Source organism: Escherichia sp. E4930, from assembly GCF_005845405.1.
Classification (GTDB): Bacteria; Pseudomonadota; Gammaproteobacteria; order Enterobacterales; family Enterobacteriaceae; genus Escherichia.
Genome location: NZ_VCDZ01000006.1, coordinates 50,944 through 76,814, shown reverse-complemented (window position 1 = coordinate 76,814; position 25,871 = coordinate 50,944). Strand labels below are relative to the sequence as shown.

Sequence of the window (25,871 nt, the reverse complement as noted above, 5' to 3'; positions counted from 1 at the left end):
GCTAACGTTAATCTGAGGAAATTATGGCTGACACTCGCCCTGAACGTCGCTTTACGCGCATTGATCGTCTCCCGCCCTACGTTTTTAACATTACCGCTGAACTGAAGATGGCTGCGCGTCGTCGCGGCGAAGATATTATCGATTTCAGTATGGGCAACCCGGACGGCGCGACCCCGCCGCATATTGTCGAAAAATTATGTACTGTGGCGCAGCGACCGGACACACACGGTTACTCCACCTCGCGCGGTATTCCTCGGTTACGTCGCGCGATTTCCCGCTGGTATCAGGAACGTTACGACGTTGAAATCGACCCGGAATCAGAAGCCATCGTCACCATCGGTTCGAAAGAGGGGCTGGCGCACCTGATGCTGGCGACGCTGGATCACGGTGACACCGTGCTGGTACCGAATCCAAGCTACCCCATTCATATTTATGGCGCGGTGATTGCTGGTGCTCAGGTACGTTCAGTGCCGCTGGTGGAAGGTGTCGATTTCTTCAACGAACTGGAACGCGCTATTCGTGAAAGTTATCCGAAACCAAAGATGATGATCCTTGGCTTCCCGTCAAACCCAACCGCGCAATGCGTGGAACTGGAGTTTTTCGAAAAAGTAGTGGCGCTGGCGAAACGCTACGATGTACTGGTGGTCCATGACCTGGCCTATGCGGATATCGTCTACGATGGCTGGAAAGCGCCGTCAATCATGCAGGTGCCGGGCGCACGTGACGTAGCGGTCGAGTTCTTTACGCTGTCGAAAAGCTACAATATGGCGGGCTGGCGTATCGGCTTTATGGTCGGCAATAAAACACTGGTCAGCGCGTTGGCGCGCATCAAAAGCTATCACGATTACGGCACCTTTACGCCATTACAGGTTGCCGCCATCGCGGCGCTGGAAGGCGATCAGCAGTGTGTGCGTGATATTGCCGAACAGTATAAGCGTCGCCGCGATGTGCTGGTAAAAGGGCTGCATGAAGCGGGCTGGATGGTTGAAATGCCGAAAGCCTCGATGTATGTCTGGGCGAAAATCCCGGAACCGTATGCGGCAATGGGCTCGCTGGAATTTGCCAAGAAGCTGCTTAACGAAGCGAAGGTTTGTGTCTCACCCGGCATCGGCTTTGGCGACTACGGCGACACGCATGTACGCTTTGCGCTGATTGAAAACCGCGACCGTATTCGTCAGGCGATTCGTGGGATTAAAGCGATGTTCCGCGCTGACGGTTTACTGCCCGCCAGCAGCAAACATATTCCCGAAAACGCGGAATAAACACCATCGCCAGAAATGCAAACAGGAGCCTGATGGCTCCTGTTTTTCGTTTCGCAGTTTACTTTTAGATCATCAGGGCAAAAGTACCGGCCCAAACGATGACCATAAAAGAAATGCCCATAAAGAAATATTTCACTTTACATCTCTCCGCGTAATTACTGTTACGCCTGAATGACTTCATTACACCTGTTACAGTGAGCTGACACCCGCGGGCATCACCTCAGAATTCTGAGCATATTGGCTCGAGACGGCGCTAATGTACGCCTAAAACTAAATCGAAACAAGTGGCATTTTCTTATTTACTTTTAGTAACTTACGAGTGTCTCATATCGGCGACAGATTGATTTCTGGAAGTAATAATTCACGATTCAGCGAAGGGAAAAATCTTAAGAAAAAAGCCATAAAAACCATGATGTTATTATGGCTTATCTGAGGAGGGAAAAAGCCTGGGTTATTTGTTAAACGTATAACGAGGCTTCACCCACCGGACGCGTTTTGAAGCGGCGATGGATCCAGAGATACTGCTCTGGTGCGCGCATAATCTCTTTCTCAATAATTTTGTTCATATAGGCGGCGGCCTGAATTTCATCAGCCGGATAGCCTTCCATTTCTGGCGTAATAAACAGACGGTAACCGCTATAATCGGTTTTTCGTACCATCGTCACAGTTAGCATAGCTGCGCCAGAGAGGCGAGAGAGAACGTAGGTGCCATTGGTTGTAGCAACATTTTCTACCGCAAAGAACGGCGCGAAGGAGCTACCTTTACGACCATAATCCTGGTCAGGTGCAAACCATACGGCTTCACCTTTTTTCAGCGCACTGACAATGCCGCGCAGATTATTTCTACCGATCATCGCTTTATTGGAACGCATGCGACCACGGGTTTGTACCCATTCCATCAGTTGATTATTATGCGGACGGTAAGTTGCCATCATCGGTTGGCAAAGCCCCATTACGCGGCCACCCAATTCCAGCGACATAAAGTGCACACCGACAACCATCACGCCACGATTTTGCATTTGCGCGCGTTGCAGGTTATCCAGCCCTTCGACATCAAACCATTTACGCACGCGACGATCTGGCCAGAACCACGCCATTCCAGTTTCTACCAACGCCATTCCGAGCGAGCGAAAGTTGTCAGTAATCATCTTCTCGCGCTCTTCGGAGGAAAGCAGCGGGAAGCAAAGCTCAAGGTTTTTGCAGGCGATGGATTCGCGACGTTTCAAGAACGGTCTGGCCATTGTGCCGATACGCGTGCCAAGGAAGCACAGAACAGGGTAAGGAAGTTGTACCCAAAGCCAGAGTACGCCAAGACCAAACCACGTCAGCCAGTAGCGAGGATGCAGGAACTCGCGGGAAAATTTGCATTGTGGAAACATAGTTACCTTCTGTAGATACGAATTGTTGTATCGCAGAAGATTCCATGTCTACAGCGGTACACTCAATTGATTGGGCCATCATGTACGACAATGGTTCCTGTAAAGAGTGTAAAGACTAGTCAGGACATAACCACGAGGAGCATGAATACGGTATTTCTATTTTATCACCAGCTGATTATTTTCAGCTACTGATTATTTATCACTCAAGTGAATATTTTTCAGTGATTTATAGTTATGTTGATAATGTATTGTTTTTATTGATATTTTGCTGAAATTGCCAGTGGTTAAGAATTGTCTTACTATTGGAGTAATTGAAGTAACACGTTTTTTAGCACGGCAGGAGGTTGAGCTATGATTTATTTATGGATGTTTCTCGCCCTGTGTATCGTCTGCGTTAGCGGATATATCGGTCAGGTATTAAACGTAGTTTCTGCTGTCTCTTCATTTTTCGGTATGGTCATCCTTGCCGCACTCATTTATTACTCCACGATGTGGTTAACCAGTGGCAATGAGTTGGTCACGGGAATATTTATGTTTCTTGCACCAGCCTGCGGATTGATGATTCGCTTTATGGTGGGGTATGGAAGGCGGTAATCAAGACGTTAACATGGTGTCCCAGGCGGTCACCGAACTCGATAATAAAGCGGCTCATTGCCATTCGCCAGTCCTTCAACGGCATCGTCCATTTCTGGGACGCAGACTGGATTGCCAGCCACACCACTTTTTTCACCGAGTCGTCTGTCGGGAACACTTTACGCTTTTTGATCGCATGGCGGATCACGCTGTTTAGCGACTCGATGGCATTCGTCGTATAGATCACTTTGCGGATGTCCGTTGGATAAGCGAAGAACGTGGCAAGATTCGGCCAGTTAGCCTGCCAGCTTCGGCTTATCTGAGGATAGCGACTGTCCCAGGCCGCAGCGAACGCTTCCAGTGCCTGCTGGCCTGCCTCTTCCGTGGGAGCCTGATAAATCGCTTTCAGGTCGCGAGTGACGGCTTTGTAGTCCTTCCATGACACGAAGCGCAGGCTGTTGCGCATCATATGCACGATGCATAACTGGATGCGGGCCTTCGGATATACTGTGTTGATGGCATCCGGGAAGCCTTTCAGGCCATCCACACAGGCGATGAGGATATCGTTCAGACCGCGGTTTTTCAGTTCAGTCAGCACATTGAGCCAGAACTTCGCCCCTTCATTTTCGGCCAGCCACATACCCAGCAGTTCTTTCTGACCTTCGATATTGATGCCCAGTGCCAGGAACACCGATTTGTTGATGACGCGACTGTCCTGCCGAACTTTCAGGACGATACAGTCAAGATAAACAATGGGGTAAACAGCATCCAGTGGTCGGTTTTGCCATTCTACAACCTGCTCCATCACGGCATCGGTAACCTTTGATATCAGTGCCGGTGAAACATCTGCGTCATACAGTTCTTTGAACGCAGCAGCTATCTCACGGGTGGTCATCCCTTTGGCATACAACGAGAGGATCTGGTTATCCATCCCGGTAATACGGGTCTGATTTTTCTTTACTAGTTGTGGTTCGAAGGTACCGTCACGATCGCGCGGAGTACGCAGTTTCAGTGGACCGTCGCCTGTGATAACGGTCTTTGTGGAATAACCGTTGCGGGAGTTAGCTCCTGGTCTGGACTGATTTTTCTCATACCCAAGATGGTGTGTCATCTCTGCATTGAGAGCGGCTTCAACGCTGAGCTTTTTCAGCAGCCGATCAAACTGACTTAGGTCTTCAGGGGTCTTGAGGTTTTTGGCCAGTTCGTTAGCCAGAGCCTGTAACTGTTTTTCGTCCATAAATTAACCTTCATTTGATGCTGGATTGAACATATCAAAATCAGGCAATTACACAAATCTATGTACAGGCTCATACCCCACAGCCCCGAAAAAGAGCCAGTCAGTTGCTTAACTGACTGGCATTATAGCGTTAAGGGAGAGGTAAGAATAATCTGATTGCATTGAATTTCTTAGCATTTTATGTAACTATTAATAGCTAAAACATATTGTTATAGCCATTACGTCGATGGCTATCTTTTGATGGTACTATAATGCATAGAAATAATTGCTTTGATATCATTAGGCTAACTGCAGCACTGATGGTGCTTTACTCGCATCACTATGCGCTGTCAGGTCTCAGCGAACCAGTCATTGCAAACCTTGAAAGTTATGGCGGCCTAGCTGTAATCATTTTTTTTGCAATTTCTGGTTTTTTAATAAGCCAATCTGGATTGAGGTCTAATGATTTTGTTGACTTTATGTCGAAAAGATGCAGAAGAATATTTCCTGCGCTAATACCATGTTCTATATTTGTTTTTATAATATTGGGGTCGTTGATTAAAATAGATGATTTGAGTACGTATTTTTCATCTGGTGTATTTACACGGATAATTCAGACGATAATTTTACAAAATGCTCCCACAAATGATATTGCAAGCGGGTTTATCTATAGCTCAAGTATGCTGGGTAGTCTTTGGTCTCTTCCTGTTGAATTTTCTTGTTATTTGATTATAGGTCTGGTTGTCAGTGCGTTTAAGACTCCAAGAGTTTACCCTATAATATTTTCTATGTTCTTTGTTGCATCGCTATATGTAATTAAGACTGGGTACACTGACTACTTCTTTAACGTCCCGGTTCATTTGTTTGTTACGAGGGGGATGTGCTTTTTCCTAGGAGCTTCAATGGCTATGTCATTGCAGCATTGGAATAAAATCTACGTAAAGTCATTTTTAATTATCATTCTCGGGTTTTACTTTGCCACATGTTCTACAGATGTAGATCATAAAATTGCTGGGTATATATTCTTTACGGTTCTGACTATATGTATAGGTGTTTCTTTCAAAGATAAAATAATCTGTGGGAAATTTGACTATTCATATGGTATATATGTATATGCATTTCCTGTTCAGCAAGTCATAATTAATGCCGCTAATGTAGGGTTCTACACTAGCATGATAATAAGCCTTGCCTTAACATTAATGTTGGCATCTATTTCATGGCATTATATTGAAAAGCCTTTTCTAAGATCTAAGAAAACAATCAATAAAATAAAAAGTCAGAAGATTGAAGAGTCATTATAAAATTAACAAACTTAAACACACCCTCCCACTTATTCGAGCGGAAGTGGTGTGTTTAAGCGACTGGCTAAATTTCTCATCAACAAATTCTATTTATATATAATAACCATCCGAAGTGGTTGCGATAATAATATTATTTACTCTATCTAAATCTCGAAAAAAATATTCAAAATAAACCCATCATCATGTCTTATATAAACATTGGGAGGATGTTCATTTCCAGCAAGACATACCGGTGATTGGTGGCGCGAGATCACTGATTGCAGGCTTCTGCCAGATGCAGTTCACACTAGCGTGAGGCAAATCCTTAATAACGGATGATGAAAAAATTTTGAGGAAGAGACATTTAGAGATGTGTGGGTTATCGGAGTGGTGGCATGGATACTGAACGATGCCAGGAGTGGTGAGTTCGACGATGTGCCAGTGATGTGATGGGTGGCGCTATGCCACCTTTTCATCAAGCCAGTCTGCCCAGAACTGCATCATTTCACGACGGGTATCGAGATAGGCGGCATGGTTGTAAATTGAGCGCGTTCCACCGCTGACGTGGGCAAGCTGCATTTCTATGGCATCACTATTCCAGTGCTTTTCATTCAGCACCGTGCTGAATTGGTGACGGAATCCGTGTCCGCATGTTTGACCTTCATAACCAATGTTACGGATAAGGCCAAGAACGGAGTTTTCGCTGATAGGTTTCTTTCTGTTATTTCTGCCAGGGAAGCAAAGCTCATACTGCCCGGTGACCTGCTTCAGGAACCTGAAGAGTTCAACAACTTGATCTGACATTGGCACGACGTGCAGCTTTCTCCCCTTCATCACCGACGGATCAACGCTGATTAATCTGTTTTCAAAATCGATTCCTGTCCATGCCAGCGAGCGAAGCTCGACGGTACGCATGGCTGTATAGTGCAACACCTGCGCCGCTATCTTTATAATAATCCATCCGCCATAGGCATTCATTGCCCGCCGGAATTCGTGGATACGATGCATTGGAAGGAAAGGATAGTTCTCTTTTTGGTAGCCACGCATAGCGCCGGCAAGGTCTCTTGAAGGGTTGTATTTGGCCCGGCCGGTAACTATCGCATAGCTAAATACTTCCCCGCACCTGCGCCGCGCTTTGTCCGCGCGCTCCATTGCCCCTCTGTCCTCGAAGTTCCGTATCACCTTCAGCAAAACCATTGGCTCCACATCATCCATACTTAAGTGACCGATGATCGGCAGAACGTCATCATCAAACATCCTCAGCATTTCATCCGCATAGCCCTTCGACCATACCTTTGATTTGTGGGCGTGCCACTCCCTGAAGATATCCTCGAACGAATCCGCGACAGCCTCTTTCTCTTTCTTCTTTATAGCCTGCTTCTGCTCGGCAGGGTCCACCCCGTTAAGCAGCTTCATTTTTGCTTCAGACTGCTTTGCCCTGGCTTCAGTGAGGGTGATCTCCGGATATGGGCCGATTACCAGCGTCTTTTCTTTTCCTTCGAACCGGTACCGCATGCGCCAGATATTTTTCCCGGATGGCGGGACGAACAAGAACAGGCCACCGGAGTCAGCAAGGCGGTATGACTTGTCGGTAGGTTTTGCGGCGTCGATCTGCTTAACGGTAAGCATGTGGGCATAATTCCGTGGTCATTTTTGACTATGCCCGCAATATGCCCGCAATATGCCCGCAAAAGTTTGGTGGAGTCAATACATGTCCGGTAACGTCAGGTAATGATGATTTGTTGTTGGGGTTAGCGCTGATGGGGGGGCGGTAACGTCGGGAAGTGTGAGGTAATGCTGATGTGGTGTCCCCTGCAGGAATCGAACCTGCAATTAGCCCTTAGGAGGGGCTCGTTATATCCATTTAACTAAGAGGACAGCGCGGCATGAGTATACCCGCTAATGGACTGCGGGGTAAGTACACTGCCGCTCGATTGCTTAAACGCTCGCCACTTATGCCGGATTTTTATCATTTTTCTTAATGTTTTCCGCACGTTCTGCTTTCTGACGTGCATCTTCTTTTCGCTTATTGCTCATGTCGTTGCGAATTTGCGCATGACTCATCAACGCGAAGATAAAGGTGCCGCCACAGATGTTTCCCGCCAGAGTGGGAAGCGCAAATGGCCAGACAAAATCGCTCCAGTGTAGTGTGCCGTTAAACACCAGATAGATGATCTCTACGGAACCGACAACGATATGAGTGGTGTCTCCCAGGGCGATAAGCCAGGTCATCAAAATAATCACTACTATTTTTGCCGCACCCGCCGCCGGAAACATCCATACCATAGTAGCTATTAGCCAGCCGGAAATGATCGCATTGGCAAACATCTCGCTGGGCGAGTTCTTCATCACATCCATGCCGATTTTGACAAACGCATCGCGGGTTTCTTCATCAAAAATAGGCATATACTCAAAAGCCCACGCCGCAATACCCGTTCCCAGAATATTACCTAACAGAACAACGCCCCAAAGTCGCAGCAATAAACCAACATTGCCCATTGTCGGTTTTTGCATTACGGGCAGTACCGCGGTAACTGTATTCTCGGTGAATAATTGCTGGCGTGCCATAATAACGATAATAAAACCAAAGGTATAACCGAGATTCTCCAGCAAGAAACTCCCTGGCACACCTTCCAGTTCGACATGAAATATCCCTTTTGCCAGTAGCGATGCACCCATCGACAGACCTGCTGCAATAGCTGACCACAGCAGCGCCATTGCGTCGCGTTCCAGCTCTTTTTCGCCGTCCTGACGAATATGTTCGTGGATAGCCATTGCCCGGGAAGGGAGCCGATCTTCATCTATTTCAATTTTTTTTCCGCGCTCTTTTTCTTCACTCTCGACTTCAATTTCGTCGCTGTGTTTATCAATTTTATCGTTATCCATGGTGAGTTCTCTTGATTAGCACGTATAGCTAAAGCGTAGCGGCTTTTTTGCTCGCAACTGGCGGGAGTTACTCTGAAAATGAATAAAAGGCAACGTTTGCCTTTTTCTGTTTCTATAGAATCAAGTAGCCTACAGGTCGGTGATTACCAGGCTATGATCAAATCAGCAAAACAGGGCGTATGGACATCATTTGGCGTGCTGTTACAATCGCCCACACCTAAACAGGCGGATACGGTATCGTTCCGTCATGGATGGCAAACTGCATAAGCCATAAAAAAAACAGGGAGACATTTATGAAGCTTCGCCTGTCGGCGCTTGCTCTGGGAACTACGCTTCTGGTGGGGTGTGCGAGTTCCGGAACAGATCAGCAAGGGCGTTCTGACCCGTTAGAAGGGTTCAACCGCACCATGTACAATTTTAACTTCAATGTGTTAGACCCGTATGTGGTTCGACCGGTGGCTGTCGTGTGGCGTGATTATGTTCCGCAACCGGCACGTAATGGGTTAAGCAACTTTACTGGCAACCTTGAAGAACCTGCAGTGATGGTTAACTACTTCCTGCAGGGCGACCCTTATCAGGGGATGGTCCACTTTACCCGCTTTTTCCTGAACACTATTTTGGGGATGGGCGGTTTTATTGATGTTGCAGGGATGGCGAATCCGAAACTGCAACGAACGGAACCTCACCGTTTTGGTAGCACGCTCGGTCACTATGGCGTGGGGTATGGGCCTTATGTTCAGTTACCGTTCTACGGTAGCTTCACGCTGCGTGATGACGGCGGTGATATGGCTGATGGCCTCTATCCAGTGCTTTCGTGGTTGACCTGGCCGATGTCGGTAGGTAAATGGACGCTTGAAGGTATCGAAACGCGTGCGCAACTGCTGGATTCTGATGGCCTGCTTCGTCAGTCGTCCGATCCTTACGTCATGGTGCGCGAGGCGTACTTCCAGCGTCATGATTTCATCGCCAATGGCGGAGAACTCAAACTGCAGGAAAACCCGAATGCGCAAGCGATTCAGGATGATTTAAAAGATATCGATTCTGAATAAGAAGCCAATAAAAAAGGTGAGTTGAAAAACTCACCTTTTTTGTTATTAAACTAACGTGTTATTAGAACGCGTAGTTAAAGTTAGTACCGAACAGCCAGGCTTTACCTTCAGATTCGAACTGATACGGGCCTTCGTTGATCTTCACGCTCTGACCGTGCATATAAGAGACACCAACATCGACAGATGCATCTTTATTAAATGCATATGTCGTACCTGCGCTCAGCCAGAAACGGTCCTGATCCGGAATGGAAATCGAACGGTTCTGTGCCGGAACGGGGCTGTCATCGAAGGCGATACCGGTACGGAAGGTCCAGTTATCATCGTAGTAATAAGTGGTACCCAGTGCGATGCGGTAAGCATCTTTAAAGCCTTCATGCTTCTGGAACAGCGTATCACCGCTGGTGGACGTAGCTTTCAACTCCTGGAATTGACTCCAGCTGGTGTAAGCCAGACTATAGTGAATCGCCCACTGCGGCGCGACACGGTTATAACCAGACACTTCCCACATTTCAGGCAGATTTAGCGTCAGATAACCTGACTGCGTAGCTCCGCCCGTAGCCGTTGGCAGACCGAAATTGTAGTTGTTAATAGCAATTGGCAGATCGCTACTGTAGTTACCTTTGAAGTCAATTTTAACTTCAGAACGGTAGGTCAACGCGTAGCGATTATTTTTATCCAGTTCATACAGGATGCCGGCATTCCAGCCAAAGCCCCATTTGTTACCATTCAGATGGGCAATTTTCTCATCGCTTGGGATACTATTAGCCATGCCTGCCAGTTGCTGTCCTTGTAGAGTCGCCCCGGCGGGAGATTGCATAATCTGACCTGCAACCAGTTGCCCCAGATCGCCCGCGAAACGTTCAATTTTCGCACGAGCATAGACGGCGTTCAGACCAAGACCGAAACTCCAGGCGTTGTTTAAGCGGTAGGCACCGCTTAAGTTCATGTTCACGGTTTCAAGGTCAGTTGTACCGCCGACAGAACCGCCTGCATAAGTGTCGTTAAATTCTGTTGCCAGACCATAGTTAGAGGTAATGGAAGCCCCCCAACCAAATTGGTCATTAATCGGCGCAACAAAGTGTGCGTTCGGAACCCATGCCGTAGGTGCGATGTTATCTGCGTCGAGGCTACGACCAGACGGAGAAGTTCCGCTGATATTCACATCCGGATCAATATAAACCGCGCCCGCTGAAAAAGTTGGGCGGTCAAACATGGTAATCAACGCGGGGTTACGGCTGACGTTACCGGCATCATCGGCAATTGCGCCTTCCCCTGAATAAGCCCGGCCCAGGCCTGAGGAAGAAAATTCGTTTAGCTGAAAGCCTGCCGACCAGGCCTGGGTGGAGATAAGTGCCACTGCGACTGCGATAGCAGACTTTGTAAACAGGGTTTTCTGGCTCATGACCATAACCTCAATAATTTATTTTTATACAAACTATGTTACGTGCTGTAACAGGAGCGCGAAGTGTAGGGTCTGATGTACATCTTAGAAATCAGACCAGTGGCGAGAGTATAGGTCGGACCAGATGGAATGTTGCAAGTATGTTTCTATGTTTTTTCAAATATGATCTAAGAAACGCGATCCAGCTGGCAAAATTTGGAGGTGGCGCACTCATAGATTTGGGTGAATTTTGTTTTAGATCATTTTTAAGTGTGATTTCGGTCACTTATCCGATTTTGCAGAATTAACAACTGGAGTGGCACTTTTCAGAAGCGTAAAATATCCGCAACGTTTATCTGGCACCTTAGGTGCACATACAGAGGAAATCAACGATGAGTAAATGTAGTGCTGATGAAACCCCGGTTTGCTGCTGTATGGATGTTGGCACCATTATGGACAACTCCGACTGCACCGCGTCTTACAGCCGCGTGTTTGCAAACCGCGCAGAAGCAGAACAAACGCTGGCGGCGCTGACTGAAAAAGCCCGTAGCGTGGAATCCGAACCGTGCAAAATCACCCCGACTTTCACTGAAGAGTCTGACGGTGTGCGTCTGGATATCGATTTCACTTTTGCCTGCGAAGCTGAAATGCTGATCTTCCAGCTGGGTCTGCGTTAATTCCTCTCGGGTACGTACGCCCCTGCCAGCAACAGGCAGGGGCGTTTTCTTTTCTTTCTCCTGTCTTCACTGTGTCATAGCTCCCACTTTCCCTTTTCTCCGCTTGGCTAAATGTAAAAAAATGGTTAAGACTATGATCAGGTCAGACCACTTTATATTTTTTTTTACAGGGGAGTGTTATGGGTCAGGTTTTACCGCTGATTACCCGTCAGGGCGATCGTATCGCCATCGTTAGCGGGTTACGTACGCCTTTTGCCCGCCAGGCGACGGCTTTTCATGGCATTCCTGCTGTTGATTTGGGGAAGATGGTTGTGGGCGAATTGCTGGCACGCAGCGAAATTCCCGCAGAAGTGATTGAGCAACTGGTCTTCGGTCAGGTTGTGCAAATGCCGGAAGCGCCCAACATTGCGCGTGAAATTGTTCTCGGTACTGGAATGAATGTGCATACCGATGCTTACAGCGTCAGCCGCGCTTGCGCTACCAGTTTCCAGGCGGTTGCAAACGTTGCAGAAAGCCTGATGGCGGGAACTATTCGAGCGGGGATTGCCGGCGGGGCAGATTCCTCTTCCGTATTGCCAATTGGCGTCAGTAAAAAACTGGCGCGCGTGCTGGTTGATGTCAACAAAGCTCGAACCATGAGCCAGCGCCTGAAACTCTTTTCTCGCTTACGTTTGCGTGACTTAATGCCGGTGCCTCCGGCAGTGGCGGAATACTCCACTGGATTACGGATGGGCGACACCGCCGAACAAATGGCGAAAACGTACGGCATCACCCGTGAACAGCAAGATGCGTTGGCCCACCGTTCGCATCAACGTGCCGCCCAGGCGTGGTCAGACGGTAAATTAAAAGAAGAAGTCATGACCGCTTATATCCCGCCTTATAAACAGCCTCTTGCGGAAGATAATAATATTCGCGGCAATTCCACGCTTGCCGATTACGCAAAGCTGCGCCCGGCGTTTGATCGCAAACACGGAACGGTAACGGCGGCAAACAGTACGCCGCTGACCGATGGCGCGGCAGCGGTGATCCTGATGACTGAATCCCGGGCGAAAGAATTAGGCTGGTGCCGCTGGGATATCTGCGCAGCTACGCATTTACCGCTATTGATGTCTGGCAGGACATGCTGCTCGGTCCGGCCTGGTCAACACCGCTGGCGCTGGAACGTGCTGGTTTGACAATGGCCGATCTGACGTTGATTGATATGCACGAAGCGTTTGCCGCCCAGACGTTGGCCAATATTCAGTTGCTTGGCAGCGAACGTTTTGCTCGCGACGTATTGGGGCGTGCACATGCCACTGGCGAAGTTGACGATAGCAAATTTAACGTGCTTGGCGGCTCGATTGCTTATGGCCATCCCTTCGCGGCTACCGGCGCGCGGATGATTACTCAGACCTTACATGAACTGCGGCGTCGCGGCGGTGGGTTTGGTTTGGTGACTGCCTGTGCCGCAGGTGGGCTTGGCGCGGCAATGGTTGTGGAGGCGGAATAATGGAAATGGTATCAGCGTTTACCCTCAATGTCCGTCTGGACAACATTGCCGTTATCACCATTGATGTTCCCGGCGAGAAAATGAATACCCTGAAGGCGGAATTTGCCTCGCAGGTGCGCGCCATTATTAAGCAACTCCGTGAAAACAAAGAGTTGCGCGGCGTGGTGTTTGTCTCCGCTAAACCAGACAATTTCATCGCTGGCGCAGACATCAACATGATCGGCAACTGCAAAACGGCGCAAGAAGCGGAAGCATTGGCGCGGCAGGGCCAACAGTTGATGGCGGAGATTCATGCTCTGCCTGTTCCGGTTATTGCCGCTATTCACGGCGCTTGCCTGGGGGGCGGGCTGGAGCTGGCGCTGGCATGTCATGGCCGTGTCTGTACTGACGATCCTAAAACTGTGCTCGGTTTGCCGGAGGTTCAGCTTGGATTATTGCCAGGTTCAGGCGGAACTCAGCGTTTGCCACGCCTGACAGGTGTCAGCACAGCATTAGAGATGATCCTCACCGGAAAACAACTTCGGGCGAAACAGGCGTTAAAGCTGGGGCTGGTGGATGACGTCGTTCCGCACTCCATTTTGCTGGAAGCCGCTGTTGAGCTGGCAAAGAAGGATCGTCCATCTTCCCGCCCTCTACCTGTACGCGAGCGAATTCTGGCGGGGCCGTTAGGTCGTGCATTGTTGTTCAAAATGGTAGGCAAGAAAACAGAGCAAAAAACTCAGGGTAACTATCCAGCAACAAAACGAATTCTTGACGTTATTGAAACCGGTTTAGCGCAGGGAACCAGCAGTGGCTATGACGCCGAAGCTCGGGCGTTTGGTGAACTGGCGATGACGCCGCAATCGCAGGCGCTGCGCAATATCTTTTTTGCCAGTACGGAAGTGAAGAAAGATCCCGGCAGTGATGCGCCGCCTGCGCCATTAGACAGCGTGGGGATTTTAGGCGGCGGGTTGATGGGCGGTGGAATTGCCTACGTTACTGCCTGTAAAGCGGGTCTGCCGGTAAGAATTAAAGATATCAACGCCCAGGGCATAAATCATGCGCTGAAATACAGTTGGGATCAGCTGGAGGGTAAAGTACGCCGTCGTCATCTCAAAGCCAGCGAACGCGACAAGCAACTGGCATTAATCTCCGGAACGACGGACTATCGCGGCTTTGCCCATCGCGATCTGATTATTGAAGCGGTGTTTGAAAATCTCGAATTAAAACAGCAGATGGTGGCAGAAGTTGAGCAAAACTGCGCTTCTCATACCATTTTTGCCTCGAACACGTCCTCTTTACCGATTAGCGATATTGCTGCGCACGCCACGCGACCAGAGCAAGTTATCGGCCTGCATTTCTTCAGCCCGGTGGAAAAAATGCCGCTGGTGGAAATCATTCCTTATGCGGGGACATCGGCGAAAACCATCACCACCACGGTAAAACTGGCGAAAAAACAGGGCAAAACGCCGATTGTGGTAAAGGATAAAGCTGGGTTTTATGTCAATCGCATCCTGGCGCCGTATATTAATGAAGCTATCCGCATGTTGACCGAAGGCGAACGTGTTGAGCATATTGATGCCGCGCTGGTGAAATTTGGTTTTCCGGTGGGGCCAATCCAACTTTTGGATGAGGTAGGAATTGATACCGGGACTAAAATTATTCCTGTACTGGAAGCAACTTATGGAGAACGTTTTAGCGCGCCTGCAAATGTTGTTTCTTCAATTTTGAATGATGATCGCAAAGGCAGAAAAAATGGCCGAGGTTTCTATCTTTATGGCCAAAAAGGGCGTAAAAGCAAAAAACAGGTCGATCCCGCCATTTACCCGCTAATTGGTGTACAAGGGCAGGGGCGACTCTCCGCACCGCAGGTTGCTGAACGGTGTGTGATGTTGATGCTGAATGAAGCAGTACGTTGTCTGGACGAGCAGGTTATCCGAAGTGTGCGTGACGGGGATATTGGCGCGGTATTTGGAATAGGCTTCCCACCGTTTCTTGGTGGCCCGTTCCGATATATCGATGCTCTCGGCGCGGGGGAAGTCGTTGCAACAATGCAACGACTGGCCACGCAGTATGGTTCTCGTTTTACCCCTTGCGAGTCGTTTATTAGAGATGAGCGAGCGCGGGCAAAGTTTTTGGAAAACAAGTGCAACTGACCCTCAATAAAAGGGTCAAAGCTATATGAATCCGCGCTGAATGGCGGAGGGTTGGTCAAAATGTAAACGCATGTTGACTATACTTGCGCCATTGAGGTAAAAAACAGCGTTTCATTCGGTGAATGGATAAGGCACAATGCCGGCCACCGCCTTGTTTCTCTGGTTTCAGATGAACGGGGCGGGTGAATCTGGTTAACAAAAGCGGTGCAATATGCAAGTTTTTATCATGCGTCACGGCGACGCAGCCCTCGATGCCGCCAGTGATTCGGTTCGTCCTCTGACCACTAACGGTTGTGACGAATCTCGCCTGATGGCGAACTGGTTGAAAGGTCAAAAAGTGGAAGTCGAACGTGTTCTGGTGAGCCCGTTCCTGCGAGCCGAGCAAACACTGGAGGAAGTAGGGGATTGTATGAACCTGCCTTCCAACGTGGAAGTTCTGCCGGAGTTGACGCCCTGCGGCGATGTAGGGCTGGTCAGTGCATATTTACAGGCGCTGACCAACGAAGGTGTCGCTTCGGTACTGGTTATCTCTCACTTACCGTTAGTTGGGTATCTGGTTGCCGAGTTATGTCCGGGCGAAACACCGCCTATGTTTACCACTTCGGCCATTGCCAGCGTAACGCTTGATGAAAGCGGAAACGGCACATTCAACTGGCAGATGAGCCCGTGTAATCTGAAGATGGCAAAAGCTATCTGATGTGATCGTAAAGTGCCCGATGGTGCAAGCTATCGGGCCTGAATTGTTCATACCTTATTGAAATTCTCCCAATAACGATGCAGATGGCATCTTTTTAGCGTTTAATCGCCGATTTGCATAAAGTTACATCTAGAAATATTCATTATCTTTTCTTGTATTTTATTTCCAGAGTTAACCACTGTGAACGCAGAATAAGAGAGTAGAAAAGAGATATTTTTTGGTCTTGATTTTATATTAATTATAGTATTTTAATATTGTATCGGCAAAAAATAAAAATACAATCGTGTTATTTGTTGTTGGTTGTTTTTTGCTCTTTAATCATTCACTCCATGATGTGTTTATACCATATTTTAGTCATTTATCACGTAATTCCAGGGAAATTCTCAAAATGTTATTTGTTTTGTTAATCATTTAAATATTTCTAAATATTGTTGTTAGTAAATTTAAATTGTGTCACGCGCTCTATAATATCAACATGCTCGCCACGCCAAAGAATATCATCTTACGTGACCTCAGAAATCCTATTCAATGGTGGGTTATAAGCCACTGCAAATTACACTGAAAGTTATTATATTCAGTATTAATATGTCAGTTGGCTGACATTTTAATTATTTATGATTTAAGGACAAATAATGAGTAAGTTTGTAAAAGCAGCCGTCGCCACAGCAATGCTTATGGGGGCGCTGACTTCAGCATCAGTCGTAGCCGCAGGGAACAACGGTACAGTGAGATTTTTCGGCATAATTGAAGACTCTCCGTGCTCAATTGTTCCTGATGACCATAAGCTGGAAGTGGATATGGGGAGCATCGGTACCGGTTCTTTAACGGGTGGCAAAACTACCACACCAAAAGATTTCCAGATTCGTTTACAGGATTGCAATTTCAATACTGAAACAACGATGACCACGACATTTACCGGTAATCCGTATTCCGGTAACCCAAATAACTATTCGCTGTCTAACCTGGATAATGGCACCGAAGTTCCAAACGTAAGTCTGGTGATTGGCGACCAACGTGGTAAAGGTTATGACCTGGGCAAAGGTATCGATCAGGCCATCGCAATGGACAGTTCAACGGGTAAAGGCAAACAGAAACAAACGTTGAAATTTAAAGCCTGGTTAGTAGGTGAAACTGCTGCGGTAACACCAACCCCAGCTCCGTTTGAAACGCTAACAACGTTCCAGATCACGTATCTCTAATGTGATTCCCCCATAACTGTAAAGTTATGGGGTTTTTAAATAAAAGATAATTAAAATATAATAATTACGGATGGATACGTAAATGCCCGAACATTCTTTTCTCCGTTTACGGGGGCTTTCGTGGTGGATTGCTCTGGCAATTTCCGGAAGTCCATTTTATGCCCTGGCAGATGATACCATTCAGTTTGATGCCCGATTTCTGGAGTTAAAAGGGAATACCAAAATTGATTTGGGGCGTTTTTCCCAAAAAGGTTATGTTGAGCCGGGTAAATATAATTTACAGGTTCATGTAAATAACCAATCCTTACCTGATGAATACGATATCTACTGGTACGCAGTCGAAAACAATCCTGATAAATCGTATGCCTGCTTACCGCCTGAACTGGTTGCTCAGTTAGGCTTTAAAGAAGATATCACGAAGAATTTGCAATGGATTCGTGATGGTCAGTGTCTGAATACTGAACCTCTAAATGGCATGGAAATTACTGGTGATTTAAGCCAGTCAGTTCTCGTGATTTCTTTGCCGCAGGCTTATCTCGAATATACCGATAGTGAATGGGATCCGCCTTCACGCTGGGATGAAGGTATTCCCGGTCTTATTGCCGATTACAGTATCAACGCCCAGACCCGGCATGAAGAGGGGGGGGATGATACTAACGATATCAGCGGTAATGGTACGGTTGGCGTTAACCTTGGCCCGTGGCGTCTGCGTGCCGACTGGCAGAGCGACTATCAGCATACCCGCAGTAATGATGAGGGCGATGTTAACGATAGCGGCACGCAAAAAAATTGGGAGTGGAGCCGTTACTACGCCTGGCGCGCCTTACCGTCATTAAAAGCCAAACTTTCGCTGGGTGAAGATTACCTCAACTCCGATATTTTTGATGGCTTCAGTTACATTGGCGGTAGCATTAGCACCGACGATCAAATGTTGCCGCCAAACCTTCGCGGCTACGCTCCGGATATTTCCGGCGTCGCGCATACCTCTGCGAAAGTGACCGTAACGCAAATGGGGCGCGTTCTTTATGAAACTCAGGTCCCCGCAGGTCCATTCCGTATTCAGGATATTGGTGATTCGGTATCTGGCACGCTGCATGTCCGCATCGAAGAACAAAACGGTCAGGTGCAGGAATATGACGTCAGCACGGCTTCTATGCCGTTTCTGACCCGACCGGGCCAGGTGCGATACAAAGTGGCGATGGGCCGCCCGCAAAACTGGGATCATCACGTCGAAGGGAGTTTCTTCTCTGGAGGCGAAGCATCATGGGGGATAGCCAATGGCTGGTCACTTTACGGCGGCGCATTAGCGGATGAAAACTATCAGTCGGCGGCAATTGGGCTTGGGCGCGATTTGGCGCTGTTTGGCGCGTTAGCGTTTGATGTTACCCACTCCCGTACTCGTTTTGACGACAACAGCGTATACGGCAACAAAACGCTGGACGGTAACTCTTATCGAGTCAGTTATGCCAAAGATTTTGATGAACTCAACAGTCGAGTGACCTTTGCCGGATATCGCTTCTCTGAAAAAAACTACATGACCATGAGCGAATACCTGGATGCCAACAACGCCGATCGGGCGCGCACGGGTAACGACAAAGAGATGTATACGGTCACTTACAACCAGAACTTCAGGGATGCGCGTGTTTCGGTCTATCTCAACTATTCCCACCACACCTACTGGGACCGCGAAGATCAAACCAACTACAACATGATGCTTTCTCATTATTTCAATATGGGAAGTATCAGAAACATGAGCGTTTCTCTGACCGGTTATCGCTATGAATACGATAACAATGCCGATAAAGGTATTTATCTTTCCTTAAGCCTGCCGTGGGGTGACAGCAGCACCATTAGTTACAACGGCAACTATGGCAGTGGTGCCGACAGCAGCCAGGCGAGCTTGTACCATCGAATAGATGACGCCAGCCACTATACGCTGAGTGCAGGCACCAGTGAAAACCACGCCAGTGTGGATGGCTATTACAGCCATGATGGCACGATGGCAAAAGTTGACCTGAGTGCCAACTATCATGAAGGGCAATACACTTCCGCGGGTATTTCTTTACAGGGCGGGGCAACGCTGACTGCCCACGGCGGCGCGCTGCATCGCACGCAGAACATGGGCGGCACGCGTTTGCTGATTGATGCCGATGGCGTTGCCAATGTGCCAGTAGAAGGCAACGGTGCCGCTGTTTATACCAACATGTTTGGTAAAGCCGTAGTGGCCGATGTTAACGATTACTACCGTAATCAGGCTTATATCGATTTGAATAACCTGCCAGAAAATGCTGAGGCCACCCAGTCGGTGGTCCAGGCAACGCTAACGGAAGGTGCCATTGGTTATCGTAAATTTGCTGTGATCAGTGGGCAGAAAGCAATGGCGGTATTGCGATTGCAGGATGGTAGTCATCCGCCATTTGGTGCGGAAGTGAAAAATGTTAATAAACAGCAAGTTGGTCTGGTTGATGATGAAGGTAATGTCTATCTGGCGGGCGTTAAACCAGGTGAACGCATGACGGTATCCTGGGAGGGAGAATCCCACTGCGATATCAGTCTGCCGGACCCGCTACCGGATGATCTCTTCAATGGCTTGCTGTTGCCATGCCAGCAAATTGGGGGAAGTGCTCCCGCAATATCACATGATATTCAGCCCGTCATTCAGGAGCAGACACAACAGGTGACACCAATGGAACCACCAATGTCTGTTTCATCGAATTAATAACGTGATTAAGGAATGATCTATGTCTAAACATATCTCTTCAAAAAAGATCGTCACTACATTGACGTTGATGGCGGCGGCTGCAAGTTTTTACGCACAGGCTTCAGTGACGCCCGATCGAACCCGTTTGATTTTTAACGAAAGTGACAAATCTATTAGTGTTACCCTACGTAATAACGATCCTAAACTTCCTTACCTGGCGCAAAGCTGGATTGAAGATGAAAAGGGTAACAAGGTGAGTTCACCATTAGCTGTTTTACCTCCTGTACAGCGTATTGATGCGATGATGAACGGTCAGGTGAAAATTCAGGGATTGCCAGATATCCACAAATTGCCTACCGATCGCGAAACGATGTTCTACTTTAACGTTCGCGAGATCCCGCCTAAATCGAATAAAGCTAACACGCTGCAAATTGCTCTGCAGACACGTATCAAACTTTTCTGGCGTCCTAAGGCACTGGAAAAAAGCAGCACACAAACTCCCTGGCAGCATAAAGTGACCCTAACCCGCAGCGGCCAGGAATTTACCGTCAATAACCCAACGGCGTATTACGTCATCATCAGCAACGCCAGTACGCAGAAAAATGGCAATCCAGCGGCGGGTTTCTCGCCATTAGTCATGCTGCCCAAAACCAACGCCCCGTTAAACGTGAAAATGGATAGCACACCAGTGCTGACCTATGTCAACGACTATGGTGCGCGTATGCCGCTCTTTTTCCGCTGTAGCGGTAGTGCCTGCCTGGTGGATGAAGAACTAAGCAGCAAAGGCTGATTCCAGGAGAATCCGATGAGAAAGATGTTTCTGGTTAAATTACTGCTGGTTTTTGGTGTGGTGAGCCATCCTGCGGCAGGCGGAGAATCGAAATCCGTTGATCTGATATTGCGGGTGCTGGTCGATGCTCCGCCACCTTGTTCAGTAACGGGTAGTGCTGTGGAGTTTGGTGATGTGATCATCAAAAAGATCAATGGCACCAACTATCGCATGAATGCTGAGTACAAATTGGACTGTAAGGGAAGTCTAAGTGACGACCTGCAAATGCAGTTTAAGGGAACGACTACCACGATTAATGGCGAAACAGTGTTGAGTACAGGAATTTCTGGATTTGGGATTCGAATTGAAAGTGCGTCTGATAATTCGCTGTTTCCGATTGGCGAAAACAACTGGACGCCTTTCAACATCAACAGCCAACCGAAACTGAAAGCGGTGCCAGTAAAAGAGAGCGGTGTATCACTCGCGGCATCGGAATTTAACGCCAGTATGACGATGGTGGTGGATTACCAATGAAACGACTCGTTTTTTTTGTGATTTGTGGTTGCTGTTGCGTGGTACAGGCGGCGACACCAGACATTACTTTTCACGGAACTTTGGTATCACCGCCAGTTTGTACCATTAGCGGCGGGAAAACCATTGAAGTGGATTTTGGCGACATCCTTATTAATGACATTGACGGTGTTAACTTTCGTCAGACTGTACCCTATGAGATCACCTGTGATTCTGGAGTTCGTGATGCGGTTTGGGAGATGACTCTGACCTGGAAGGGGACTCCCACCAATTACAATACGTCGGCAGTCCAGACCAGCGTTACCGACCTGGGCATTGAAATGCAACAAAATGGCAGTCCGTTTGAGCTGGATAAACCTCTGAGTATTGATCCTGCCAGCCCCCCAATGCTCAAGGCGGTACCGGTGAAAGCCAGCGGCGCGGTGTTGGGAGACGGAGCATTTTCCGCGTATGCCACGCTACAGGTGGATTACCAATGAAAACACAAGAATATGTTCTCGCAACGCTGCTGGGGAGCTTAATGCTGATCTGTGTAGCGCCGGTGCAGGCGGCTGATAACCTGCATTTTTACGGTAATCTATTGAATAAAACTTGTACGCCAGTAGAGACACAAGGATTGCTGGCAGAAGTGCAGTTTCCTACGGTGAGTACACAAGATTTAATGGTCGCCGGGCAGTCGGCCCGCCAGCCTGTAGTTTTTCAACTGAAAGACTGTAAGGGGCCAACCTCATACAACGTAAAGGTAACCTTGACCGGCACAGAAGATAGCGAACAGCCGGGTATTCTGGCGCTGGATGCGTCATCGGGTGCGCAGGGAGTAGGTATAGGTATGGAAAAAAACGACGGCACACCTGTCGCCATCAACAGTACTACTGGTGCGACCTTTGTACTTAATAATGGCAGCAATAGCCTAAATTTTCGCGCCTGGTTACAGGCAAAAAGCGGTCGTGATGTGACTCCCGGTAATTTTACCGCTCAGCTAACCGCAACGTTTGAGTACCTTTAAAATGAAAAAATTACGCTATTTTTTTTGCTTACTTGTATTGATGTTACCTACCGCGATGGCATCAATAACGTTTCGTGATATGCACACCGACATGGGTTATGCCGGTAACTTTAATACCTCAACCTGGTATGAACTTAATGTTCAAACCTCATCAGGTGTATATCAGGGAGAATATCACCGGGATGGTTATACTCTTCTGGTCGGAGATATTCCGAATATATCCTGGAATGGGCCAGGGCCAGCCCCCAAAATTAATGTGAAAAGTGGGGAATCTATTGATCCATCGAATTGTCCAGGGCTGCCGGCATCGGGAGAATTTACTTGTAACAAGGTGATCATGGACATCATCGTTGAAGGAGATCCTGGTGGCTGTCCCTGGATAGTGACCAGTAATATCAAATCACAATCAAGAAGAAGTGGTGTTGTTTATATGGGACCATCGACTTTTAACTCCACATGTCCGCCGATTCCTTTAGACCCTTATGATGTTTCATGGAGCCCAAATTCGGTAGTACGTAGCAAGCTATTATCATTGAAATCCACTGGAGGGGTAATCGAAAATACACTCCCCACCTTTTTGATGAAGGATGGCAAGTTGTGTGATGGTAGCCAATTTGACGATCGTGGCGCATATTGTCGCTTTGTATCGCAAATGATCACTTTTACGTCATATGGTTGTACCGATAACAAAGTGACAACCATACCAAACCGACATGCGATAACTGACAAGCAACTGCACGATATTGTGGTACGTGTCGATACCACTACACCACAACCTATAGATTCCACTTGCCGATTCCAGTATGTGCTGAATATGTTGTAGTGACCAAACCGGATACGGCGTTTATGTCGTATCCGGTTCAGCATTCAGGGCAACTCCGGCGGCAGCCACTCTTCCACTTCAATCAACACCAGCAATGCCGCATCACCACCGTACTCTTTCGGTGCCTGGTGAAACGCCATCACATGCGGATGTTGCGCCAGCCACAGTGGTGTTTGTTGCTTCAAAATATGCTTACCGTGTCCATGCATCACGCAGGCACAAAATACATGTTCACGGCGGCAGGCGGCAATCAACGCCCCTAGTTCCTGCTTGGCTTGTAGCTGCGTCAAACCGTGCAAATCCAAAAACAGCTCCGGCGAATAATCACCGCGTCGCAGTTTCTTCGCCTCAAAATGACTGACATCTGGGCGAACATATTTCACCGGGCCTTCGGTATTCAATAACGGCTGAAACTCATCTGAGAAATAATGGCTGGCATCAGCCTGTTCCTGAATCAACCGCTTAACCGGCACTTCGCTGATTTTCTTACGCTGCGGTCGGTGGACAATCGTGTCCTGCTTAATCTTGCGAGTCCCCGCCATCAACTGGCGAAACAGAGCCTGGTCCTCCTCGCTAAGTGTTGTTTTCTTTTTCATTTATGCGTCTCTATTTTTTCTTTTCCTACAGTTTACCCGACTCGCAGCCCAATCGATCGGACAAAACATAATTTTCCTGTGTCATCGCCGCGTGAATGCTGATTTATCGTCATCTTCATGGCAAACTAGCCGCCGAAATTATTGCGATCATGCCCTGGAGGAATACGTGGATAAAATTTTCGTTGATGAAGCAGTAAATGAGCTGCAAACCATTCAGGACATGTTGCGCTGGTCGGTTAGCCGCTTCAGCGCGGCAAATATCTGGTACGGTCACGGTACCGATAACCCGTGGGATGAAGCGGTGCAACTGGTGTTGCCGTCGCTCTACCTGCCGCTGGATATTCCGGAAGATATGCGCAATGCGCGTCTGACCTCCAGCGAAAAACACCGTATTGTTGAGCGCGTGATCCGCCGCGTCAACGAGCGCATTCCGGTGGCTTATCTGACCAACAAAGCCTGGTTCTGCGGCCATGAATTTTACGTCGATGAACGTGTGCTGGTGCCGCGCTCGCCGATTGGTGAACTGATCAACAATAAATTTGCCGGACTTATCAGCAAGCAACCGCAGCACATTTTAGATATGTGCACAGGAAGCGGCTGCATTGCGATTGCCTGTGCTTATGCCTTCCCGGAAGCGGAGGTCGACGCGGTAGACATCTCTCCTGACGCGCTGGCGGTTGCCGAACAGAACATCGAAGAACACGGCCTGATCCACAACGTCATCCCGATTCGTTCCGATCTGTTCCGTGATTTACCGAAAGTGCAGTACGACCTGATCGTCACTAACCCGCCGTATGTCGATGCGGAAGATATGTCCGACCTGCCAAACGAATACCGCCACGAGCCGGAACTGGGGCTGGCATCTGGCACCGACGGCCTGAAACTGACGCGTCGCATTCTCGGTAATGCGGCAGATTACCTTGCTGATGATGGCGTGCTGATTTGTGAAGTCGGCAACAGCATGGTACATCTTATGGAACAATATCCGGATGTTCCGTTCACCTGGCTGGAGTTTGATAACGGCGGCGATGGTGTGTTTATGCTCACCAAAGCGCAGCTTATTGCGGCACGTGAACATTTCGCGATTTATAAAGATTAAGTAAACACGCAAACACAACAATAACGGAGCCGTGATGGCTGGAAACACAATTGGACAACTCTTTCGCGTAACCACCTTCGGCGAATCGCACGGGCTGGCGCTCGGTTGCATCGTCGATGGTGTTCCGCCAGGCATTCCGCTGACGGAAGCGGACCTGCAACATGACCTCGACCGTCGTCGCCCTGGGACATCGCGCTATACCACCCAGCGCCGCGAGCCGGATCAGGTCAAAATTCTCTCCGGTGTTTTTGAAGGCGTTACTACTGGCACCAGCATTGGCTTGTTGATCGAAAATACCGACCAGCGTTCTCAGGATTACAGTGCGATTAAGGACGTTTTCCGTCCGGGTCATGCCGATTACACCTACGAACAAAAATACGGTCTGCGCGATTATCGCGGCGGCGGACGTTCTTCCGCCCGCGAAACCGCCATGCGTGTGGCGGCAGGGGCGATTGCCAAAAAATATCTCGCCGAGAAATTTGGTATTGAAATTCGCGGCTGCCTGACCCAGATGGGCGACATTCCGCTGGAAATCAAAGACTGGTCGCAGGTCGAGCAAAATCCGTTCTTCTGCCCGGACCCGGACAAAATCGAAGCCTTAGATGAACTGATGCGCGCGCTGAAAAAAGAGGGCGACTCCATCGGCGCGAAAGTCACCGTTGTAGCAAGTGGCGTCCCTGTCGGACTTGGCGAACCAGTATTTGATCGTCTGGATGCAGATATCGCCCATGCGTTGATGAGCATTAACGCGGTGAAGGGCGTGGAAATTGGCGATGGTTTTGACGTGGTGGCGCTGCGCGGCAGCCAGAACCGCGACGAAATCACCAAAGACGGTTTCCAGAGCAACCATGCAGGCGGCATTCTCGGCGGTATCAGCAGCGGGCAGCAAATCATTGCCCATATGGCGCTGAAACCGACCTCCAGCATTACCGTGCCGGGGCGCACCATTAACCGCTTTGGCGAAGAAGTTGAGATGATCACCAAAGGCCGTCACGATCCTTGCGTCGGGATCCGCGCAGTGCCGATCGCTGAAGCGATGCTGGCGATCGTTTTAATGGATCACCTGTTACGGCAACGGGCGCAAAATGCCGATGTGAAGACTGATATTCCACGCTGGTAAAAA

At 48.5% G+C, this 25,871-nt stretch carries 23 protein-coding genes, 1 tRNA gene and 2 pseudogenes; 18 read left to right on the top strand and 8 right to left on the bottom strand.

The window, feature by feature from the left end:
- Positions 1 to 23 precede the first annotated feature (23 nt).
- Positions 24 to 1,262, top strand: a complete 1,239-nt coding sequence (alaC, locus tag FFT88_RS10095; RefSeq protein ID WP_135404673.1) for an alanine transaminase — start codon at positions 24 to 26, stop codon at positions 1,260 to 1,262.
- A gap of 64 nt (positions 1,263 to 1,326) precedes the next feature.
- Here the strand turns inward: alaC and ypdK are convergent, their stop codons facing one another.
- Positions 1,327 to 1,398 carry a membrane protein YpdK gene (gene ypdK, locus FFT88_RS10090; RefSeq protein ID WP_010723117.1) on the bottom strand — a complete coding sequence of 24 codons (72 nt, stop codon included), beginning with the start codon at positions 1,396 to 1,398 and terminating at the stop codon, positions 1,327 to 1,329.
- A 322-nt stretch (positions 1,399 to 1,720) separates the two neighbouring features.
- Positions 1,721 to 2,641, bottom strand: coding sequence for a kdo(2)-lipid IV(A) palmitoleoyltransferase (lpxP, locus tag FFT88_RS10085; protein WP_130260687.1), 921 nt, complete (start codon positions 2,639 to 2,641; stop codon positions 1,721 to 1,723).
- 351 nt (positions 2,642 to 2,992) lie between these two features.
- Here lpxP and FFT88_RS10080 point away from each other — a divergent pair, with 351 nt between their 5' ends.
- On the top strand, positions 2,993 to 3,235 hold the full coding sequence (locus FFT88_RS10080; RefSeq protein ID WP_130216891.1) for a YfdY family protein: 243 nt from the start codon (positions 2,993 to 2,995) through the stop codon (positions 3,233 to 3,235).
- Here FFT88_RS10080 and FFT88_RS10075 read toward each other — a convergent pair.
- Positions 3,210 to 4,451 carry an IS256-like element IS1414 family transposase gene (locus FFT88_RS10075; RefSeq protein WP_135404674.1) on the bottom strand — a complete coding sequence of 414 codons (1,242 nt, stop codon included), beginning with the start codon at positions 4,449 to 4,451 and terminating at the stop codon, positions 3,210 to 3,212. The two genes, FFT88_RS10080 and FFT88_RS10075, sit on opposite strands and share 26 nt — an antisense overlap.
- Positions 4,452 to 4,702: 251 nt before the next feature.
- Here FFT88_RS10075 and FFT88_RS10065 point away from each other — a divergent pair, with 251 nt between their 5' ends.
- A complete protein-coding gene (locus tag FFT88_RS10065) occupies positions 4,703 to 5,731 on the top strand; it encodes an acyltransferase (protein ID WP_135404675.1) in 1,029 nt (342 codons plus the stop codon).
- A gap of 438 nt (positions 5,732 to 6,169) precedes the next feature.
- Here the strand turns inward: FFT88_RS10065 and FFT88_RS10060 are convergent, their stop codons facing one another.
- The 3 genes from FFT88_RS10060 to FFT88_RS10050 all read right to left on the bottom strand — a co-directional run bounded on the left by FFT88_RS10060 (position 6,170) and on the right by FFT88_RS10050 (position 8,596).
- On the bottom strand, positions 6,170 to 7,339 hold the full coding sequence (locus tag FFT88_RS10060) for a tyrosine-type recombinase/integrase (RefSeq protein ID WP_135404676.1): 1,170 nt from the start codon (positions 7,337 to 7,339) through the stop codon (positions 6,170 to 6,172).
- A 174-nt stretch (positions 7,340 to 7,513) separates the two neighbouring features.
- Positions 7,514 to 7,588 (bottom strand) — tRNA-Arg (locus FFT88_RS10055).
- A gap of 75 nt (positions 7,589 to 7,663) precedes the next feature.
- Entirely contained in the window at positions 7,664 to 8,596 is a 933-nt protein-coding gene (locus tag FFT88_RS10050; RefSeq protein WP_135404677.1) for a formate/nitrite transporter family protein, read from the bottom strand.
- Between the two features lie 78 nt (positions 8,597 to 8,674).
- Here FFT88_RS10050 and FFT88_RS10045 point away from each other — a divergent pair, with 78 nt between their 5' ends.
- Complete coding sequence (locus FFT88_RS10045) at positions 8,675 to 8,863, top strand: hypothetical protein (protein ID WP_130221963.1); 189 nt, start codon at positions 8,675 to 8,677, stop codon at positions 8,861 to 8,863.
- 26 nt (positions 8,864 to 8,889) lie between these two features.
- A complete protein-coding gene (gene mlaA, locus FFT88_RS10040) occupies positions 8,890 to 9,645 on the top strand; it encodes a phospholipid-binding lipoprotein MlaA (RefSeq protein ID WP_135404678.1) in 756 nt (251 codons plus the stop codon).
- 61 nt (positions 9,646 to 9,706) lie between these two features.
- Here the strand turns inward: mlaA and fadL are convergent, their stop codons facing one another.
- Positions 9,707 to 11,047: a long-chain fatty acid transporter FadL gene (gene fadL / locus FFT88_RS10035; protein ID WP_130221962.1), complete on the bottom strand. Its 1,341-nt coding sequence runs from the start codon at positions 11,045 to 11,047 to the stop codon at positions 9,707 to 9,709.
- A gap of 371 nt (positions 11,048 to 11,418) precedes the next feature.
- On the opposite strand from fadL, the gene FFT88_RS10030 reads away from it, so the two are divergent.
- The 11 genes and pseudogenes from FFT88_RS10030 to FFT88_RS09980 all read left to right on the top strand — a co-directional run bounded on the left by FFT88_RS10030 (position 11,419) and on the right by FFT88_RS09980 (position 23,053).
- On the top strand, positions 11,419 to 11,703 hold the full coding sequence (locus FFT88_RS10030) for a YfcZ/YiiS family protein (protein WP_001296261.1): 285 nt from the start codon (positions 11,419 to 11,421) through the stop codon (positions 11,701 to 11,703).
- 179 nt (positions 11,704 to 11,882) lie between these two features.
- Positions 11,883 to 13,192: pseudogene (fadI, locus tag FFT88_RS10025) on the top strand (acetyl-CoA C-acyltransferase FadI).
- Positions 13,192 to 15,337 (top strand): annotated as a pseudogene (gene fadJ / locus FFT88_RS10020) (fatty acid oxidation complex subunit alpha FadJ). Before fadI ends, fadJ begins: the two co-directional pseudogenes overlap by 1 nt.
- A gap of 201 nt (positions 15,338 to 15,538) precedes the next feature.
- Positions 15,539 to 16,024 (top strand): phosphohistidine phosphatase SixA, encoded by a 486-nt coding sequence (sixA, locus tag FFT88_RS10015; RefSeq protein WP_130207294.1) that lies wholly within the window; start codon positions 15,539 to 15,541, stop codon positions 16,022 to 16,024.
- 632 nt (positions 16,025 to 16,656) lie between these two features.
- Complete coding sequence (locus FFT88_RS10010; protein WP_130207292.1) at positions 16,657 to 17,223, top strand: fimbrial protein; 567 nt, start codon at positions 16,657 to 16,659, stop codon at positions 17,221 to 17,223.
- 82 nt (positions 17,224 to 17,305) lie between these two features.
- Positions 17,306 to 19,942 carry a fimbrial biogenesis outer membrane usher protein gene (locus FFT88_RS10005; RefSeq protein WP_135404679.1) on the top strand — a complete coding sequence of 879 codons (2,637 nt, stop codon included), beginning with the start codon at positions 17,306 to 17,308 and terminating at the stop codon, positions 19,940 to 19,942.
- Between the two features lie 70 nt (positions 19,943 to 20,012).
- A complete protein-coding gene (locus tag FFT88_RS10000) occupies positions 20,013 to 20,714 on the top strand; it encodes a fimbria/pilus periplasmic chaperone (RefSeq protein ID WP_240731067.1) in 702 nt (233 codons plus the stop codon).
- A gap of 15 nt (positions 20,715 to 20,729) precedes the next feature.
- The gene (locus FFT88_RS09995) at positions 20,730 to 21,227 is read left to right on the top strand and encodes a fimbrial protein (RefSeq protein ID WP_131162052.1); all 498 of its coding nucleotides are present in this window, start codon (positions 20,730 to 20,732) and stop codon (positions 21,225 to 21,227) included.
- Entirely contained in the window at positions 21,224 to 21,703 is a 480-nt protein-coding gene (locus tag FFT88_RS09990; protein WP_135404681.1) for a fimbrial protein, read from the top strand. The genes FFT88_RS09995 and FFT88_RS09990 overlap by 4 nt, the downstream gene beginning before the upstream one ends.
- 41 nt (positions 21,704 to 21,744) lie before the next feature.
- Entirely contained in the window at positions 21,745 to 22,230 is a 486-nt protein-coding gene (locus tag FFT88_RS09985) for a fimbrial protein (RefSeq protein ID WP_130217206.1), read from the top strand.
- A 1-nt stretch (position 22,231) separates the two neighbouring features.
- Positions 22,232 to 23,053 (top strand): StfH/YfcO family fimbrial adhesin, encoded by an 822-nt coding sequence (locus FFT88_RS09980; RefSeq protein ID WP_135404682.1) that lies wholly within the window; start codon positions 22,232 to 22,234, stop codon positions 23,051 to 23,053.
- A 44-nt stretch (positions 23,054 to 23,097) separates the two neighbouring features.
- On the opposite strand, the gene smrB is transcribed toward FFT88_RS09980, so the two are convergent.
- On the bottom strand, positions 23,098 to 23,649 hold the full coding sequence (gene smrB / locus FFT88_RS09975; protein ID WP_000730806.1) for an endonuclease SmrB: 552 nt from the start codon (positions 23,647 to 23,649) through the stop codon (positions 23,098 to 23,100).
- A gap of 166 nt (positions 23,650 to 23,815) precedes the next feature.
- Here smrB and prmB point away from each other — a divergent pair, with 166 nt between their 5' ends.
- Together prmB and aroC are read left to right on the top strand one after the other, a co-directional pair.
- Positions 23,816 to 24,748 carry a 50S ribosomal protein L3 N(5)-glutamine methyltransferase gene (gene prmB, locus FFT88_RS09970; protein ID WP_130207278.1) on the top strand — a complete coding sequence of 311 codons (933 nt, stop codon included), beginning with the start codon at positions 23,816 to 23,818 and terminating at the stop codon, positions 24,746 to 24,748.
- A gap of 34 nt (positions 24,749 to 24,782) precedes the next feature.
- Positions 24,783 to 25,868: a chorismate synthase gene (aroC, locus tag FFT88_RS09965; RefSeq protein WP_135404683.1), complete on the top strand. Its 1,086-nt coding sequence runs from the start codon at positions 24,783 to 24,785 to the stop codon at positions 25,866 to 25,868.
- The last annotated feature ends 3 nt before the right edge of the window (positions 25,869 to 25,871 follow it).

Coding starts and splice junctions, on each gene's coding strand:
- FFT88_RS10010 (WP_130207292.1), top strand. CDS start 16,657: ATGAGTAAGTTTGTAAAAGCAGCCGTCGCCACAGCAATGCTTATGGGG.
- FFT88_RS10000 (WP_240731067.1), top strand. CDS start 20,013: ATGGCGGCGGCTGCAAGTTTTTACGCACAGGCTTCAGTGACGCCCGAT.
- alaC (WP_135404673.1), top strand. CDS start 24: ATGGCTGACACTCGCCCTGAACGTCGCTTTACGCGCATTGATCGTCTC.
- fadL (WP_130221962.1), bottom strand. CDS start 11,047: ATGAGCCAGAAAACCCTGTTTACAAAGTCTGCTATCGCAGTCGCAGTG.
- FFT88_RS10060 (WP_135404676.1), bottom strand. CDS start 7,339: ATGCTTACCGTTAAGCAGATCGACGCCGCAAAACCTACCGACAAGTCA.
- aroC (WP_135404683.1), top strand. CDS start 24,783: ATGGCTGGAAACACAATTGGACAACTCTTTCGCGTAACCACCTTCGGC.
- FFT88_RS10080 (WP_130216891.1), top strand. CDS start 2,993: ATGATTTATTTATGGATGTTTCTCGCCCTGTGTATCGTCTGCGTTAGC.
- FFT88_RS10030 (WP_001296261.1), top strand. CDS start 11,419: ATGAGTAAATGTAGTGCTGATGAAACCCCGGTTTGCTGCTGTATGGAT.
- FFT88_RS10065 (WP_135404675.1), top strand. CDS start 4,703: ATGCATAGAAATAATTGCTTTGATATCATTAGGCTAACTGCAGCACTG.
- mlaA (WP_135404678.1), top strand. CDS start 8,890: ATGAAGCTTCGCCTGTCGGCGCTTGCTCTGGGAACTACGCTTCTGGTG.
- lpxP (WP_130260687.1), bottom strand. CDS start 2,641: ATGTTTCCACAATGCAAATTTTCCCGCGAGTTCCTGCATCCTCGCTAC.
- FFT88_RS09995 (WP_131162052.1), top strand. CDS start 20,730: ATGAGAAAGATGTTTCTGGTTAAATTACTGCTGGTTTTTGGTGTGGTG.
- sixA (WP_130207294.1), top strand. CDS start 15,539: ATGCAAGTTTTTATCATGCGTCACGGCGACGCAGCCCTCGATGCCGCC.
- FFT88_RS10050 (WP_135404677.1), bottom strand. CDS start 8,596: ATGGATAACGATAAAATTGATAAACACAGCGACGAAATTGAAGTCGAG.
- FFT88_RS10075 (WP_135404674.1), bottom strand. CDS start 4,451: ATGGACGAAAAACAGTTACAGGCTCTGGCTAACGAACTGGCCAAAAAC.
- FFT88_RS09980 (WP_135404682.1), top strand. CDS start 22,232: ATGAAAAAATTACGCTATTTTTTTTGCTTACTTGTATTGATGTTACCT.
- FFT88_RS09990 (WP_135404681.1), top strand. CDS start 21,224: ATGAAACGACTCGTTTTTTTTGTGATTTGTGGTTGCTGTTGCGTGGTA.
- smrB (WP_000730806.1), bottom strand. CDS start 23,649: ATGAAAAAGAAAACAACACTTAGCGAGGAGGACCAGGCTCTGTTTCGC.
- FFT88_RS09985 (WP_130217206.1), top strand. CDS start 21,745: ATGCTGATCTGTGTAGCGCCGGTGCAGGCGGCTGATAACCTGCATTTT.
- FFT88_RS10005 (WP_135404679.1), top strand. CDS start 17,306: ATGCCCGAACATTCTTTTCTCCGTTTACGGGGGCTTTCGTGGTGGATT.
- FFT88_RS10045 (WP_130221963.1), top strand. CDS start 8,675: ATGAATAAAAGGCAACGTTTGCCTTTTTCTGTTTCTATAGAATCAAGT.